Raw genomic sequence first — 15,202 nt, 5'->3', positions numbered from 1 at the left:
ATAAAATTTGTTACTATAGAAGCAGGCAATATTTCTATCAATCAGGAGAAACAAAACATGCTTTTAGTGACGAATAGACAAAAAATCTGGGTCTCCTTATTTTTAATCTTGATTTCATTGGCTGCCATATGCTGCAGCGTGGTATATGGGTATACAGATACATCATGGAAGACAGCAATTGATGCGTTTCAAGCATTTAATGGATCAAACGAGCATCTTATTATTACGAATGTCCGATTGCCAAGAGCGCTTGTCGCTGCTGTTGTCGGTGCTGCGCTGGCTGTAGCTGGAGCATTGATGCAGGCGCTGACGAAAAATCCATTAGCCTCCCCAGACATTTTTGGTGTCAACGCAGGAGCCGGATTCTTTGTAGTAGTATCAATGATTTTTTTTCATGTACAATCCTTACAAGCCAACGTCTGGATCGCATTTGCTGGGGCTGCAATTGCGGCATTTATCGTTTATTTTATAAGCTCAATAGGCATAGATGGCCTTACACCGGTAAAGCTTACCCTTGCAGGAGCGTCAATCGCGGCATTATTTTCTTCTTTGACCCAGGGGATGCTTGCCGTGAATGAAGCTGCTTTGGAGCAGGTTTTATTTTGGCTTGCAGGATCTGTCCAAGGCCGTAACCTGCAGCTACTTCTTTCTCTTTCTCCTTATCTGATTATTGCATTAATAGGAAGCTTTTTGTTAGGCAGGAAAATTAATGTGCTTATCATGGGGGAGGATGTAGCGAAAAGCCTTGGCCAAAAAACAGGCTTAATCAAACTGATGATGGCCGTGTCCATCATTATTCTTGCTGGGGGAGCAGTCGCCATTGCAGGGCCAATAGGATTTATTGGAATTGTAGTTCCGCATTTTGCAAGATATCTTGTCGGCAATGACCATCGCTGGATTTTGCCATATTGCGCTCTTTTGGGAGCGATACTACTGATCACAGCAGATATCGGAGCCAGGTACATTATTATGCCTGAAGAGGTACCAGTCGGTGTGATGACTGCTATTATTGGCACCCCTGTCTTCATTTACATAGCAAGAAAAGGGGATCAGCGATGAAGAATTATCGTCCGATGAGAGTAAATAAAGGAAACATTTCATATTTATTAGATAAAAGAGCCGTTATCACCTTTCTCATATTAGTGTGCATAACAGTTCTGTCAATTATTGTGAGCGCCGGAGTCGGAGATCGATTTATTTCTCCTCTTGACGTTGGCAAATCGCTGCTCGGAATTGGTTCAAAACTTGATCAGCTTGTCGTCCAAAGCTTTCGAATGCCAAGAATACTTATTGCCCTATTGGCGGGAATCTGTCTGGCAGCTGCAGGAAGCATACTTCAAGGGCTCATCCGCAATCCGCTGGCGTCTCCCGATATCATCGGAGTTACCGGCGGTGCATCTGTAGCCATAGTTTTGTTTATTTTGCTTTTTTCAACGAGCAGCGGCGCTTTAACCGTCAATATTGCATGGCAGCCCCTTGCCGCATTTGCCGGTGCATCAATAACAGGCATGGTAGTGTACGCACTTTCTTATAAAAACGGAGTATCTACTTTTCGTCTGATATTAATTGGGATAGGAACGTCAATGCTTGCTCAGTCATTGACCACACTTTTGATGATAAAAGGGCCTATCCACAGAGTACAGCAAGCGAATATTTGGATCACAGGATCAGTTTATGGAGCAAACTGGAGTGAGGTTTACGTATTAGGTGTTGCGGCAGTTGTACTGTTACTCCTTTCTTTTCTTGCTATCCGCCATGTGAATATTCAAGGGCTTGGTGAAGAAGTAGCTAAAGGAGTGGGGAGCAAGGTTCAGCTCCACCGTTTGTATTTGCTGCTTCTAAGTACAGCATTGACAGCCTGCGCTGTATCTTTTGCAGGAGCCATTGGGTTTGTCGGGCTTATTGCTCCGCACATCGCGCGAAGGCTGGTCGGATCTTCCTTCGGCGCATTGCTGCCATCTGCATCATTGCTCGGCGGTTTACTAGTTGTTCTAGCTGACTTAATTGGAAAAAGCGCATTCGCCCCTTTGGAAATTCCGGCTGGAGTATTTACAGCGGCGATCGGCGCACCTTATTTTATCTACTTGCTTTATAAAAGCAGAAATCAATAGAAGGAGTGGATTCAGATTATGAGTGCTATATCAACAAACACGTTAAGCCTGGGATATGGAGATAGTTTGATTATTGATGAGTTAAACGTAACAATACCAAAAGGTGAAATTACAGTATTCATCGGCAGCAATGGCTGCGGCAAATCAACCCTTCTAAGGTCTTTAGCCAGGCTGATGAAACCAAAAGGAGGATCTGTTCTTTTGGAAGGTAAGTCCATTGCAAAGCTTCCAACTAAGGAGGTTGCAAGAGAGCTCTCCATCTTGCCTCAAGGACCTGCTGCTCCGGAAGGTCTTACAGTTCTTCAGCTTGTAAAACAAGGCAGATACCCATATCAAAATTGGCTGAAGCAATGGTCGGAAGAAGACGAAGAAGCAGTTGAACGGGCACTCGAGGCCACAGGAACGAAAGAATTAGCAGAAAGAACAGTTGATTCACTCTCTGGCGGCCAAAGGCAAAGAGCTTGGATCGCAATGACTCTAGCACAGGAAACGGATATCATCCTGCTTGACGAACCAACGACTTATCTAGATATGACTCATCAAATTGAAATTCTCGACCTTCTGTTTGAATTAAATGAAAAAGAAAAGCGCACCATCGTTATGGTTCTGCATGATTTGAACCTTGCCTGCCGATATGCGCATCATCTGATTGCCATAAAAGACAAGAAGATTTATGCTGAGGGGAGACCTGAAACAATTATGAATTGTAATCTTGTTCAGGAAGTGTTTGGAATGAACTGCCAAGTAACAAGTGATCCGCTGTTTGGTACTCCGCTTTGCATTCCTCATGGACGGGGCAGATGTATTGTCAGACAGGTCAGTTTGGAGCAAAATGCATAGTATTACGGTGCAGACGTAAAATGTTTCAATGAGAAAAGGAGAGAAATTCGTTGTCAAATAAATTAGAGGAACAAATCGATGGTCTTCTAGAAAAGTACACGGAACTCTTGCTTGGCGAAACAGATGAAGATTTAAAAAAGCAAGTAGAAATGTGGATTATTTACACTCATATCGCAAAAAGCATGCCAGCTCTTGCCAAGCACTGGAACGGAACCTATCCTGATGCTAAGAAAGAAATTAAAGAAGTCATCTACCATATCAAAACGTTGAATGAAGAGCATAGGAAGAATGGAAAGGAATAACAATCACGGGGCTCTATTTTTGATAAATAATTAGACTAAAGGAAATGTGCCCCGTTTCAAACTGTCATCTGCCTCTAAATGTAATGATGGAGCATTTGCAAGGCTTTCTCATTCGACTAAATACACTTTTTTAGATAAGTTTGGCAAAAGGGAGAACGCTGCAACCTTGGTTTCGGTTGTTGGAAACTTGGTGTCTAACCTTCATTTCCCTAAAGAAAATCCTTCAAACAATCGTCCGCCGTGCGGTTCTAAAACCATTTCACTTATTAGAATAACTTTGCTTTTATCACCTGTTCTATAAAAAACGTCAAAGGCTTCAACAAATTCTTCAGCGAAATTTATATCATAATGCTTCAAAGCACGAATCATCCATTTCGAAGAACCTATCCAATGGCCATTTGTTCTTAAAACAAACTCATGAATAAGCTCGGCTAATGTGTTTGCTATAAATAATTCTTCAGCTCGATTATTACATCCTATAAAATCATCAAGTACATCAGTTATAAAATAACGTTTTATCCTAATTGTTTCTTTTGTCCACTTTTGAGGACCATTATCTAGCATTTCTTTAGCTTCTTTTTTTATAGAATCTATGATTCCTTGATCTTTTAGTATAATCCCCTCTACTATCATTCTTTGCATCGAAGGTTTTGCATCTTGATAATCCAAATTGAAAAAATGTTTATAGGAAGTTAAATTATGAACAAAAACCTCAATTGCCCAACCAAAATCAATGAATGACTCTCTGTAGGATGATGTTATGCTGTTATCAAAAACAACAATGTCAAGGTCAGACGTATCTGTTGCCTCACCTCTAACAACACTTCCAGCCAATACAGCTCCTTGACAGTCAGGGAAGTGTTTAGTAATAAACCGTTTAGCTGCTTCAATTGGTATTAGTTTTTTTGCTGCCCCCATCTTTTTCACCTCATTCTAAATTTATCCCCTAATTGAATTCGTATCTTACCACTAGTAATCCTTTTATTTGCCTGTTATTTTATTTGCCTTTTTCTAAAAGAGAATCACATATGAGAATAATAATATAAGTAAAAGAATATGATTCCATATTCCATTTTAAAAAATAAAATCAAAAAGGAACATGATAGTAATTAGTAGAACATAATCATGAATGCCTTTTTCAATCAATACTGTAATTGAAAGGAGACATGAATATGAACGAAAATAAAGACAAGGTGGATACCAAAAAGAGGGGGAAATTCGGACTATCAATTCAAGTCCGTTTAGTCTCCGACTTAAAAAAATCACAGGAATACTACCGTGATGTCCTCGGATGCCGAGTAGATGATTGGGGACACGCAGAACGAGACGATATGATAATTATTCTGCAACAGGCGAACTCTCCTAATGATGTGCGACCGAACGCTTTAGCAAAAAAGCGACCAGATTATCCGACTGATTGGGAGGGTCCTGATTACGGTTGGGACACATATATACACGTTAGCTGGGATGACTTGGACTCTTTATTTGAAGAAGTACGTGGAAATGGAGGACAAATTGCAGCAGAACCGTTTACAGGTATACACGGCAAATGGGAGTTTAAAAACACGTGTATTAAAGACCCTGATGGATATAACATCGTATTAGGTTCGATGCGTGAAATTAATGTGTAATTCTATTGAAAACAGTGCAGCTTTCTTTTAAAACTGAACGAACAAAAGGCAGATAACAATGTTGTTATTTGCCTTTTGTTCATTGTTAATGCTGCTGATATGGAGACTGGTTCTCCAATGTGTTCTGAAATTGGGTATATGCCTGCTGAAGCTTTTGGGTTTTTTCAGCTTCGACTTTATACCAGCCGTGTTGAAACATAACATTAAATAACCTTCTCTGTGCATCCTTAGACTCATTAAAGATGCTGTGAATATCTTGATAGAGCGCATCATGTCTGAACTCATTTAATGCTGTACAGTAAGAATCCGTGATATACTTTTCAGTCGCCAAAAGTTCGTTCATATAGTCTCGGTCGTTCATTGCGCTCGTTTCAGGTACCGGTGTCGGCTGATTACCAACGGTTGTTTGATTTTGCTGGTTCATTTGGTCCTCCTATTGCAACGTAGTTTGTTGTCCCATTTGATTCGGTTGCAGGTGCTTCATAATCGCTTGATAATGCTTATGATGCATCTGTCCGATTTGGTCAAGCTCGTTCTTGATCGTTTGATCCTGGCATTGTCCAGCAAATGCATGAGCTTTTTTCATTGCCATTAGATTCCAATGAAGCATGTCTTCCAAATATAGAAAATCCTTTGTAGAAATGACCGGTGGCGGTGTGTTCATACTTGTTTGCTGATTTTGCAATGATGTGGTCCTCCTCTTTTTTCTGATCTTCTTTATCGTTCCAAAAGGGAGAAAAAGTATTTATCAATGTTTGTATTCAAAATCTTCTGAAGATGGTAAGCTATTAGAAAAAGATCTAGATCGTTACAACTTGTTTTTATATAAACAGGGGGATTTCGGATGGAACAATTCATGCGTGACTCTTTATTGTTTTTATCAAAAAATAAGATGATGACAAGGCTTGCCAAAAAATACGGTCTTCGTTTTGGCGCAGGAAGGTTTGTTGCTGGAGAAACAATAGATCGGGCTGTACGTGTAATAAAGGGACTTAATAACGAGCAATTGGCTGTCACGTTAGACTACTTAGGAGAGTTTGTTGACACCGAGAAAGAAGCAAATGATATGGCAGCCCAATGTATCAAAGCAATTAAAGCGATCCGTGCCAACAATTTGGATTCACAGCTTTCGTTAAAATTGACATCTATGGGATTAGGAATATCAGACGAGATTGTTCTTAAAAACATGAAACGAATTTTAAATGAAGCTACGACAAATAATGTATTTGTCACAATAGATATGGAAGACTATTCCCTTTGCCAAAAAACGCTGGACATCTTCAAGATTTTAACAAAGGAATATGACAATGTCGGAACAGTCCTTCAAGCGTATTTGTATCGAACGGAAAACGATTTGATCGATCTTAGTTCATACCAGCCAAATCTCAGACTTGTGAAAGGGGCTTATAAAGAGTCTCCGAAAGTTTCGTTTCCTGAGAAAAAAGATGTGGATGAGAATTTTAAAAAGATGATAAAAATGCATTTGCAAAATGGCAATTATTCAGCGGTTGCTACACATGATGATGCCATAATCGAATATACGAAAAAATTAGTTGAAAAGTATCAAATTCCTTTTGACCAATTTGAATTCCAAATGCTTTTTGGCATTCGAACGGAAAGGCAGAAGGAATTGGTGGAAGAAGGCTATAAAATGAGAATTTACGTTCCCTACGGCAAAGATTGGTACGGCTATTTTATGAGACGGCTCGCTGAAAGGCCGGCAAACGTGGCGTTTGTTTTGAAGGGAATGGTTAGAAAATAAGAGTGAAATTGAAACCCTCCTGAGCTCCGGGGGTTTTTTTATTTGGCCATATAAAATATTTTTGGCAATTAGTATTGAAATCTGGAAGTAGGATAGGATAAAAGATTAGACAGGAAGGGTATGCAAAACTTAAGTTGAAATGAAGGATGGGGTACTTGGCCAATGGAAAAATCGAAAATTAGTGTGATTCAACTTTTTGCCTTGATGTTTATGTTTAACATGGGGACTTCGTTGATCGTAGCTTATGGAATAGTAGCGAGAAAAGATGCTTGGCTTGCCATTCTTCTAGGAATGTGCGGCGGGATGATCTTATTTTCAATTTACTACTACTTATTTCGTCAATACCCAAATTTACCTTTAACCGGATATGCACGAAAAATATTGGGGAAATATCTTGGATGGATCGTTGGTTTAGTTTATATCGTATATTTTTATTATATTGCTGCCAGAAATGTCCGTGATTTCGGCGGTTTGCTTATTTCGTCAACCTTACAAGAAACACCGCTAGTAGCGATCAATCTTTTATTGGTTCTATTGATGTGTTATGTCGTTCATCATGGGATTGAAGTGATAGGAAGAACAGCAGAAGTATTTATTGTTATTTTGTTTTTATTCGGGTTAGCAGGTAATTTATTTATTCTCGTTTCAGGAAATATTGACATAAATAATTTGCAGCCGTTTCTTGAAAACGGATGGACACCGATCATAGAAACATTTCTTCTGGATACCACTCCTTTTCCTTTTGGTGAAATGATCGTTTTTACTATGCTGCTTCCTTATTTGAATCGAGGCGGATTAGTAAAAAACGTGTGGCTGATTTCCATCGTTTCAAGCGGACTCATCTTATGCTGGACATCAAGCTTGAATATTGCTGTTCTTGGTGTTGATACTGCAGAAAGAGCTACATTTCCTACATTATCAACAGTTTCAACGGTCAATCTTTTAGAGTTTATCCAAAGGCTTGATGCGATTGTTGTTTTTACTATGTTGATTACCGTGTTCTTTAAAACTTCCATCTTTATGTATGGTGCCGTTATCGGAGTAGTGGATTTATTTCGGCTGAAAGATTATCAACAAATTCTTTTGCCTTCAGGGATCATTATCATCTTTTTATCTTTGGCGATGGCGTCCAATTTTACAGAACATTTGGAAAAAGGGAGAGAAACATTACGCTATTACATCCACATTCCTCTTTTCATAATTATTCCATTGTTTCTGCTGCTCGTAGCTATAATTCGCAAGATGAAATCTAAATCAAACACAAAACTAACATAAGTTTAATAAAAGCGGGATTCTGTGTAAAAAAATAGAATCCCGCTTCATATTATTAGGTTTTACTTTGGCTGCTGGTTTTTGCTGTTTCGCCTGCCTGTGCCTTCCCTGCTTTGTACAGGACCGGCACTTCCTTTAACGCTTGCAGCGCTGACTCCCGCTTTTGATGGATCTTTCTTCAGACGCGCCATAACTAGTATCACCCCCATTGCTCGTTTTTTTATCCTTTCCACTCCCGTAAAATCAATACGTTAGCGTTCGAGAGATCTTTTTTCCAACATGCTATTGAAGAAATTTTCAAATTCTTTTAAGATGAAAAAAGAGGGATAATAACTGCATTTTTTTTACACAAAAAATGAATGAGTATTCATTCAAATGAGGGGGATGGGAATGAAGAGGCATATTGGAAAAGCTGCTGTCATAGGATCGGGCGTCATGGGTTCAGGCATTGCCGCTCATCTAGCCAATACCGGTATACCTGTGTTGTTGATTGATCGTGTTCCAAATGAATTAACGGAGGATGAGAAGCAAAAAGGGTTAACTTTGTCAGATGATAAGGTTAGAAACAGACTGGGCACTGAGGCTCTGCAAAAGCTTGTAAAGCAGAAGCCTGCACCGCTGACATCAACTAAAAATCTCGCGTATTTGACAGTTGGCAATTTACTTGATCATGCGGATTCTTTAAACAGCGCAGATTGGATTATAGAAGTCGTTGTCGAGAATCTTGAGGTGAAAAAAGAAATACTTGCACTGATCGATGAAAAACGAAAACCGGGAAGCATCGTTTCCAGCAATACGTCCGGAATATCCGTCAATAAAATGGCAGAAGGAAGATCCGCTGATTTCAAAAAGCACTTTTTAGGAACCCATTTCTTTAATCCGGCACGTTACTTGAAGCTGTTAGAAGTCATACCCATAAGAGAAACGGATCCCTGCATCCTAGACTTCATGAAGACCTTTGGTGAGGATGTTCTTGGTAAGGGAATTGTCGAAGCAAAAGATACACCCAATTTTATTGCGAACAGGATTGGAACCTATGGACTGTTAGTGACGATAAAAGAAATGATTGCCGGCCAATACAGCGTAGGTGACATCGACTCGATCACCGGCCCATTGATCGGAAGGCCGAAAAGTGCCACATTTCGAACTCTGGATGTGGTCGGTCTTGATACCTTTTCTCATGTAGCCAAAAATGTTTATGAACATGCAACAGGTGAAGAAAAAGAAATATTCACATTGCCTTCATTTGTAAGGATCATGTTGGAAAATGGCTGGATTGGAAGCAAAGCAAATCAAGGTTTTTATAAAAAAGAAGGAAATGAGATTTTAGAATTAGATCCTGTCTCGATGACTTATCATGCACGAACAAAACTCGATTCACCAGGCATACAAGCTGCTAAATCGTTAAAGGGCGCAGAAAATAAAATGAAAGCGCTTATATTTTCTGATGACAAGGCAGGAGAATTGCTTTGGAAACTAATAGCTCCCGTACTCGTCTATTCAGCAAAATTAATAGGCGAAATATCAGATGATATTTCAGCGATAGACAATGCGATGAAATGGGGCTTTGGCTGGCAGCATGGTCCGTTTGAGATTTGGGATATTCTTGGTGTAGAAAAAATCACCCATAAGCTGCAGGAAGAAGGGGCAGAAGTGCCTGCTGTCGTAACGACAATGCTGGGAAAGGGACATGAATCCTTTTATTTGCGGGAACACGGGAAGGTTTTTTTCTATAATCAGGCTGAATATCGTTTGCTTGAACAAAACAAAAATCAGATCCATTTAGCTGCAATAAAGCGCTCAAATGGAGTGATTCAGTCAAATAACGGCGCAAGCCTTATCGACATCGGTGATGATGTTGCGCTCCTTGAGTTCCATTCCAAAAGCAACGCCATAGGGATGGATATCATTCAAATGATTCATGCTTCTTTGGAGGAAGTGGATACCAATTACAAGGGTCTCGTCATCGGAAATCAAGGGAAAAATTTCTGTGTTGGCGCGAATTTAGCGCTCATATTAATGGAAGCGCAGGACGAAAATTTTTATGAAATTGAGTTTGTGATTAGAAGGTTTCAAGATGCAATGATGAAGATCAAATACAGTAAAAAACCTGTGGTAGCTGCTCCATTTGCCATGACTCTCGGAGGAGGAACAGAGGTATGTCTTCCCGCAGGTAAAATTTGTGCTGCCAGTGAAACCTACATGGGTCTTGTTGAGGTAGGGGTCGGCTTAATTCCTGGTGGAGGAGGGAATAAGGAGCTTTATCTCCATCACATTGAAAATCTTCCGGAAGGGGTAGAATTCGATTATCAAAAAGCTGCAAACCGCGTATTTGAAACGATTGCATTTGCAAAGATATCCACCTCCGCGCAGGAAGCAAGGGAGTACTCCTTTTTACGAGCTGGAGATCTCGTCATTAGCAATCAAGACCATTTGATCCATCATGCAAAGCAGCAGGTCATTTCATTGTTTGACCAAGGATATCACCCGCCTGTTCCAGTGAAAATACCGGTCACTGGAGAAACAGGCTTCGGTACAATGCTGTTAGGTGCAGAAGCATTGAAGCTTTCAGGTTATATAAGTGAATATGATATGAACATTGCGAAAAAACTGGCTTACGTAATTGCAGGCGGGAATGTACCATTCGGAACAAAGGTCTCGGAAGAATACTTGCTGGATTTAGAAAGAGAGGCCTTTTTAAGCTTAGCGGGGGAAGCACAATCCCAACAAAGAATGCAGCATATGCTGGTAAAAGGGAAGCCTTTACGTAATTAGGAGGGATAGAATGAAGGAGGCAGTTATTGTCACAGGTGCGAGGACGCCGGTAGGAAAAGCGAAAAAAGGAACATTAAAAACGGTCCGTCCAGACGATCTTGGGGCGTTAACGGTAAAAGAAACATTGAAGAGAGCAGGGAATTATGAGGGGACGATCGATGACCTTATTATGGGCTGTGCCACGCCTGAAGCAGAACAGGGATTAAATATGGCGAGAAACATCGGGGCTTTGGCAGGACTTCCGCATACAGTACCTGCTATTACTATCAACCGCTACTGTTCTTCCGGTTTGCAGGCGATCGCCTATGGGGCAGAAAAAATCATGCTTGGCGCGGCAGACACGATTCTTGCAGGAGGAGCCGAATCGATGAGCATGGTTCCGATGATGGGGCATATATCTAGGCCGAACCCGATCCTTGCAGAAAGAACTCCTGAATATTATATGGGTATGGGCCATACGGCAGAGCAGGTGGCTGCTGCATATAATGTGTCGAGAGAAGCGCAGGATGAGTTTGCCGTTCGCAGTCATAAAAGAGCAGCGCAGGCAGTTAACGCAGGAAAATTCAAAGAAGAAATTGTTCCGGTTGAAGTAAATCGAAAAGAAGTTGGTGAAGACCATAAGCTGCAGGAAACGAAGTTTATCATCGAAAATGATGAAGGTGTAAGGAAAGACACGAATCTGAAGGTTCTCGGGACATTGAAACCGGCGTTTTCAATAAATGGATCAGTTACGGCGGGGAATTCGTCTCAAACGAGTGACGGTGCTGCGTGCGTTCTTTTAATGGATAAAGACAAAGCAACTGCTCTCGGTTTTGCTCCGATGGTAAAATTTCGTTCCTTTGCTGTTAGCGGAGTACCGCCGGAGCTGATGGGGATCGGACCTGTAGAAGCGATTCCGCGGGCACTAAAGATTGCAGGACTAGATTTAAGTGATATTGGACTTTTTGAACTAAACGAAGCTTTTGCTTCCCAAGCGGTCAGTGTCATTAGAGAGCTCCGGTTAGATGAGGATAAAGTCAACGTAAATGGCGGAGCAATAGCGCTCGGGCATCCTCTTGGATGTACTGGAGCAAAGCTGACACTTACGCTGATGCATGAAATGAAAAGAAGAAACGTACAATTTGGGGTTGTAACAATGTGTATCGGAGGCGGCATGGGGGCAGCCGGAGTGTTTGAATTACTTTAAATCAAGGGGGAAATACAGTGGGAGAGACTATCAAAAAAGTACCAAAAGGCGGAAGCTTCTTAATTGAAGACGTTTCGTATAAGCAAATATTTACGCCGGAGGATATCACAGAAGAGCATCAGATGATTGCAAAAACAACCGAAGACTTTATTGAAAAAGATGTTTTGCCTTACATTGACGAAATCGAAGAACAAAACTTCAGCCAATCTGTTCGCTTGTTGAAAAAGGCGGGTGAATTAGGATTGCTGGGTGCTGACGTACCGGAAGAATTCGGAGGGCTAGGGCTTGACAAAATAAGCTCTGCTCTAATTACAGAGAAATTTTCCACGGCAGGAAGCTTTTCTCTTTCTCACGGGGCTCATGTCGGAATTGGTACTCTCCCAATTGTCTTTTTTGGGACAGCGAAGCAAAAAGAAAACTATCTTCCAGACCTTGCAAGCGGTGAAAAAATTGCCGCTTATGCCTTGACTGAACCGGGATCGGGATCAGATGCCCTTGGAGCAAAAACGACAGCGGTATTAAACCAAGCGGGTACCCATTATATATTAAATGGCGAGAAGCAGTGGATTACAAATTCCGGATTTGCAGATGTATTTATCGTTTATGCGAAAATAGACGGTGATCAATTTTCCGCATTTATCGTTGAGAAGACCTTTCCCGGAGTATCTACAGGAACTGAAGAAAAGAAAATGGGGATTAAAGGATCATCGACGAGAACACTGATTCTAGACAACTCCGAGGTCCCGAAAGAAAATCTTCTGGGCGAAGCAGGAAAGGGTCATCTTATCGCATTTAATATATTAAACATCGGCCGTTATAAGCTGGCAATCGGGACCATTGGAGCATCTAAACGAGTGATCGAACTGTCTGCAAGATATGCGAATCAACGGCGCCAATTCCAAAAACCGCTTTCTTCGTTTAGTTTAATTGGTGAAAAAGCAGCTACAATGGCTTCCAAGCTTTACGCGATGGAAAGTTCCGTCTATCGTACGGTTGGGCTTTTTGAAGAAAAATTGGGAGCTCTGTCCGAAGAAGACCAAAAAGATGGTATTAAAATAGCTGACGCAATCGCCGAATATGCGATTGAATGCTCGTTAAACAAGGTGTCGGGCTCAGAAACCTTGGATTATATTGTGGATGAAGGTGTTCAGATTCATGGCGGATACGGATTTATGCAGGAATATGAAGTAGAGAGGAGATACCGTGACTCCAGGATTAACAGAATCTTTGAAGGAACGAATGAAATCAATCGTCTGATCGTACCGGGAACCTTTTTGAAAAAAGCGATGAAGGGAGAACTGCCGCTATTTCAAAAAGCACGGGAGCTTAAGGATGAGTTAATGATGCTGATGCCCGAAGAGCCGGGCAGCGAACCGCTTAATTTGCAAAAGCATTTGTTGAAAAATGCTAAAAAAATCGCGCTCATGACTGCCGGACTCGCTGCAGAGAGATATGGGAAAGAGATTGAAAAAGAACAGGAGGTACTTGTGAATCTTGCTGACATTGTTGGACACGTCTATTCAATTGAATCAGCCATTCTAAGAACAGAAAAATCATTGGCAGAAAAAGGCGAGGAAAAAAGCAGGCAGAAGCTCCTTTACACGGAAATCTTTACTCAGGAAGCATTTAATGAAATAGAAGCACATGCAAAAGAAACAATACTTGCTGTAGAATCCGGTGATTCCCTTCGCATGACGCTCTCTGCATTAAGAAAGCTTACGCGCCATACTCCCCTAAATATCATAGTCAAGAAAAGAGAAGCAGCAAAAATGATTTTTGCTGAGGAAAGATTCGTCGTTTGAAGAGGCAAGAGCTTGATATCATGTCAGGCTCTTTTTTACATAAGTACGTTATTTTGGAGATGAAATCATTCTATGGTAAAATACCTCCGTAGATACTGGAGGTGAGTGAATGTCATTGACTTTTTATTGGTACCCGAAATGCGGAACGTGCAGAAAGGCAAAAAAGTGGCTGGAAAGCCATGAAATAGAGCTTAACGATATACATATTGCAGAAACTCCGCCGGATAAAGAGGAACTAAAAAAGCTTTATCAAACGAGCGGACTGGACTTGAAAAAGTTTTTTAATACAAGCGGCCAAAAGTACCGGCAGCTCCAACTGAAGGATAAAGTTAAAGAAATGACAGAGGATGAAATGCTCGAGCTTCTCTCATCAGATGGCATGCTTATTAAACGTCCGTTAACAACAGACGGAAAAAAAACAACAGTTGGATTTAAAGAAGAAGAGTTTCAAAAGTACTGGCTATAATGTAATATTAATTGTAATGTGATGTTTTTTAAGTCTAGAAAATTACTGGAGGTTTGAAAATGAGTACACCGAATGAATTGCGTTATTCTGAAGAACATGAGTGGGTAAAAACTGAAGATGGCAATGTAAGAATTGGAATTACTGATTTTGCCCAATCAGAGCTGGGAGACATCGTGTTTGTCGAGCTGCCGTCAGTTGGAGATGAAATCAAAGCGGACGAGCCTTTTGGAAGCGTAGAGTCTGTTAAAACCGTTTCCGAGCTATACGCACCCATTAATGGGAAAGTTCTAGAAGTAAATGAAGATTTAGAAGATAATCCTGAATTTGTAAATGAGTCTCCGTACGAAAAAGCGTGGATGATCGTAGTTGAACCACAAGACATCTCCGAAATTGACAACCTTATGACTTCTGAACAATACGATGAAATGATAAAGGAAGACTAAGGGATAAGAAAAAATCGGAGTGGACACCCTTAGGTAAGATGGGTGTCCATTTTTGCATATCGAATCTTCCTGCGTGTGGTTCTGGGGTGCTGACAGATGTGACAATAAAGGCGTTGCAGCAGGAAGCCTGAGGAGCCAGCCGTTGTTCAGGTGAACCAACCCAACCCAGGCCAGGCAGTAATCTTTCAAAGGGATCCAACTACTTTTAACTGAGAATGAAATTTTACTTTTTGTATGTAATTATATAGTGATGGGTGATGTCCTCATGGAAAAAGTCATTATAGTTGAAGGAAAAACTGACAAAATGAAAGTGAAAGAAGTTGTAATGGATCCGGTAGACATTGTTTGTACCAATGGAACAATCAGCATAACCCGGCTTGATGAGCTAGTCGAAGAACTTTATGAAAAAGATGTCTATATTTTAGTAGATTCAGATGAATCAGGTGATAAGCTTAGAAAGCAGCTGAAAAGAGAGTTTCCTGCGGCGATTCATTTATACGTGGATAAAACGTATCGAGAGGTTGCAACTGCACCTAGTCATCATTTAGCCGTAATTCTTCAGAATGCTAATATAGATGTAAAGGTAAAATATCTATAATATAGAGGTGTCTC

General features: G+C 40.7%; 17 protein-coding genes. 13 read left to right on the top strand and 4 right to left on the bottom strand.

Annotated elements, in window-relative coordinates:
• Positions 1 to 57: 57 nt before the first annotated feature.
• From JOC74_RS08065 to JOC74_RS08050, 4 genes are read left to right on the top strand one after another with little or no spacing between them, the layout of a single operon-like run.
• Positions 58 to 1,059 carry a FecCD family ABC transporter permease gene (locus JOC74_RS08065; RefSeq protein ID WP_053604091.1) on the top strand — a complete coding sequence of 334 codons (1,002 nt, stop codon included), beginning with the start codon at positions 58 to 60 and terminating at the stop codon, positions 1,057 to 1,059.
• Positions 1,056 to 2,111, top strand: a complete 1,056-nt coding sequence (locus JOC74_RS08060; protein ID WP_053604090.1) for a FecCD family ABC transporter permease — start codon at positions 1,056 to 1,058, stop codon at positions 2,109 to 2,111. Before JOC74_RS08065 ends, JOC74_RS08060 begins: the two co-directional genes overlap by 4 nt.
• Positions 2,112 to 2,129: 18 nt before the next feature.
• On the top strand, positions 2,130 to 2,951 hold the full coding sequence (locus tag JOC74_RS08055) for an ABC transporter ATP-binding protein (RefSeq protein ID WP_053604089.1): 822 nt from the start codon (positions 2,130 to 2,132) through the stop codon (positions 2,949 to 2,951).
• Between the two features lie 50 nt (positions 2,952 to 3,001).
• Entirely contained in the window at positions 3,002 to 3,253 is a 252-nt protein-coding gene (locus JOC74_RS08050) for a YusU family protein (protein ID WP_053604088.1), read from the top strand.
• A gap of 201 nt (positions 3,254 to 3,454) precedes the next feature.
• Here the strand turns inward: JOC74_RS08050 and JOC74_RS08045 are convergent, their stop codons facing one another.
• Positions 3,455 to 4,171, bottom strand: a complete 717-nt coding sequence (locus JOC74_RS08045; protein WP_053604087.1) for a nucleotidyltransferase domain-containing protein — start codon at positions 4,169 to 4,171, stop codon at positions 3,455 to 3,457.
• A gap of 254 nt (positions 4,172 to 4,425) precedes the next feature.
• Between JOC74_RS08045 and JOC74_RS08040 the strand changes: the two genes are divergently transcribed.
• On the top strand, positions 4,426 to 4,884 hold the full coding sequence (locus JOC74_RS08040) for a VOC family protein (protein WP_053604086.1): 459 nt from the start codon (positions 4,426 to 4,428) through the stop codon (positions 4,882 to 4,884).
• An 85-nt stretch (positions 4,885 to 4,969) separates the two neighbouring features.
• Here the strand turns inward: JOC74_RS08040 and JOC74_RS08035 are convergent, their stop codons facing one another.
• On the bottom strand, positions 4,970 to 5,308 hold the full coding sequence (locus JOC74_RS08035) for a spore coat protein (RefSeq protein ID WP_211086116.1): 339 nt from the start codon (positions 5,306 to 5,308) through the stop codon (positions 4,970 to 4,972).
• 9 nt (positions 5,309 to 5,317) lie between these two features.
• Positions 5,318 to 5,569, bottom strand: a complete 252-nt coding sequence (locus JOC74_RS08030) for a hypothetical protein (RefSeq protein WP_053604084.1) — start codon at positions 5,567 to 5,569, stop codon at positions 5,318 to 5,320.
• 159 nt (positions 5,570 to 5,728) lie between these two features.
• On the opposite strand from JOC74_RS08030, the gene JOC74_RS08025 reads away from it, so the two are divergent.
• Together JOC74_RS08025 and JOC74_RS08020 are read left to right on the top strand one after the other, a co-directional pair.
• Complete coding sequence (locus JOC74_RS08025; protein ID WP_053604083.1) at positions 5,729 to 6,646, top strand: proline dehydrogenase family protein; 918 nt, start codon at positions 5,729 to 5,731, stop codon at positions 6,644 to 6,646.
• A gap of 162 nt (positions 6,647 to 6,808) precedes the next feature.
• On the top strand, positions 6,809 to 7,921 hold the full coding sequence (locus JOC74_RS08020) for a GerAB/ArcD/ProY family transporter (protein ID WP_053604082.1): 1,113 nt from the start codon (positions 6,809 to 6,811) through the stop codon (positions 7,919 to 7,921).
• A gap of 59 nt (positions 7,922 to 7,980) precedes the next feature.
• On the opposite strand, the gene JOC74_RS08015 is transcribed toward JOC74_RS08020, so the two are convergent.
• Entirely contained in the window at positions 7,981 to 8,109 is a 129-nt protein-coding gene (locus JOC74_RS08015) for a YuzL family protein (RefSeq protein ID WP_082364007.1), read from the bottom strand.
• A 199-nt stretch (positions 8,110 to 8,308) separates the two neighbouring features.
• On the opposite strand from JOC74_RS08015, the gene JOC74_RS08010 reads away from it, so the two are divergent.
• From JOC74_RS08010 to JOC74_RS07985, 6 genes are all read left to right on the top strand, one after another.
• Positions 8,309 to 10,693 carry a 3-hydroxyacyl-CoA dehydrogenase/enoyl-CoA hydratase family protein gene (locus JOC74_RS08010; RefSeq protein ID WP_053604081.1) on the top strand — a complete coding sequence of 795 codons (2,385 nt, stop codon included), beginning with the start codon at positions 8,309 to 8,311 and terminating at the stop codon, positions 10,691 to 10,693.
• Between the two features lie 10 nt (positions 10,694 to 10,703).
• Positions 10,704 to 11,879, top strand: coding sequence for an acetyl-CoA C-acetyltransferase (locus JOC74_RS08005; RefSeq protein ID WP_053604080.1), 1,176 nt, complete (start codon positions 10,704 to 10,706; stop codon positions 11,877 to 11,879).
• A gap of 17 nt (positions 11,880 to 11,896) precedes the next feature.
• Entirely contained in the window at positions 11,897 to 13,681 is a 1,785-nt protein-coding gene (locus JOC74_RS08000; protein WP_053604079.1) for an acyl-CoA dehydrogenase FadE, read from the top strand.
• Between the two features lie 109 nt (positions 13,682 to 13,790).
• The gene (locus JOC74_RS07995) at positions 13,791 to 14,147 is read left to right on the top strand and encodes an arsenate reductase family protein (protein ID WP_053604078.1); all 357 of its coding nucleotides are present in this window, start codon (positions 13,791 to 13,793) and stop codon (positions 14,145 to 14,147) included.
• Between the two features lie 59 nt (positions 14,148 to 14,206).
• Positions 14,207 to 14,590: a glycine cleavage system protein GcvH gene (gcvH, locus tag JOC74_RS07990; RefSeq protein WP_053604077.1), complete on the top strand. Its 384-nt coding sequence runs from the start codon at positions 14,207 to 14,209 to the stop codon at positions 14,588 to 14,590.
• Positions 14,591 to 14,855: 265 nt separating this feature from the next.
• The gene (locus tag JOC74_RS07985; protein WP_376773354.1) at positions 14,856 to 15,188 is read left to right on the top strand and encodes a toprim domain-containing protein; all 333 of its coding nucleotides are present in this window, start codon (positions 14,856 to 14,858) and stop codon (positions 15,186 to 15,188) included.
• The last annotated feature ends 14 nt before the right edge of the window (positions 15,189 to 15,202 follow it).

Origin of the sequence: Bacillus capparidis (assembly GCF_017832095.1) — a bacterium.
Lineage (GTDB): Bacteria > Bacillota > Bacilli > Bacillales > Bacillaceae > Bacillus > Bacillus gobiensis.
Note: the sequence above shows the minus strand (reverse complement) of the source record. Positions and strands in the feature narration are given on the sequence as shown.

Excerpts from the sequence above, each read along its gene's own strand:
- gcvH (WP_053604077.1), top strand. The coding sequence starts at position 14,207 with ATGAGTACACCGAATGAATTGCGTTATTCTGAAGAACATGAGTGGGTA.
- JOC74_RS08020 (WP_053604082.1), top strand. The coding sequence starts at position 6,809 with ATGGAAAAATCGAAAATTAGTGTGATTCAACTTTTTGCCTTGATGTTT.
- JOC74_RS08040 (WP_053604086.1), top strand. The coding sequence starts at position 4,426 with ATGAACGAAAATAAAGACAAGGTGGATACCAAAAAGAGGGGGAAATTC.
- JOC74_RS08065 (WP_053604091.1), top strand. The coding sequence starts at position 58 with ATGCTTTTAGTGACGAATAGACAAAAAATCTGGGTCTCCTTATTTTTA.
- JOC74_RS08060 (WP_053604090.1), top strand. The coding sequence starts at position 1,056 with ATGAAGAATTATCGTCCGATGAGAGTAAATAAAGGAAACATTTCATAT.
- JOC74_RS07985 (WP_376773354.1), top strand. The coding sequence starts at position 14,856 with ATGGAAAAAGTCATTATAGTTGAAGGAAAAACTGACAAAATGAAAGTG.
- JOC74_RS08015 (WP_082364007.1), bottom strand. The coding sequence starts at position 8,109 with ATGGCGCGTCTGAAGAAAGATCCATCAAAAGCGGGAGTCAGCGCTGCA.
- JOC74_RS08025 (WP_053604083.1), top strand. The coding sequence starts at position 5,729 with ATGGAACAATTCATGCGTGACTCTTTATTGTTTTTATCAAAAAATAAG.
- JOC74_RS08010 (WP_053604081.1), top strand. The coding sequence starts at position 8,309 with ATGAAGAGGCATATTGGAAAAGCTGCTGTCATAGGATCGGGCGTCATG.
- JOC74_RS08005 (WP_053604080.1), top strand. The coding sequence starts at position 10,704 with ATGAAGGAGGCAGTTATTGTCACAGGTGCGAGGACGCCGGTAGGAAAA.
- JOC74_RS07995 (WP_053604078.1), top strand. The coding sequence starts at position 13,791 with ATGTCATTGACTTTTTATTGGTACCCGAAATGCGGAACGTGCAGAAAG.
- JOC74_RS08055 (WP_053604089.1), top strand. The coding sequence starts at position 2,130 with ATGAGTGCTATATCAACAAACACGTTAAGCCTGGGATATGGAGATAGT.
- JOC74_RS08045 (WP_053604087.1), bottom strand. The coding sequence starts at position 4,171 with ATGGGGGCAGCAAAAAAACTAATACCAATTGAAGCAGCTAAACGGTTT.
- JOC74_RS08035 (WP_211086116.1), bottom strand. The coding sequence starts at position 5,308 with ATGAACCAGCAAAATCAAACAACCGTTGGTAATCAGCCGACACCGGTA.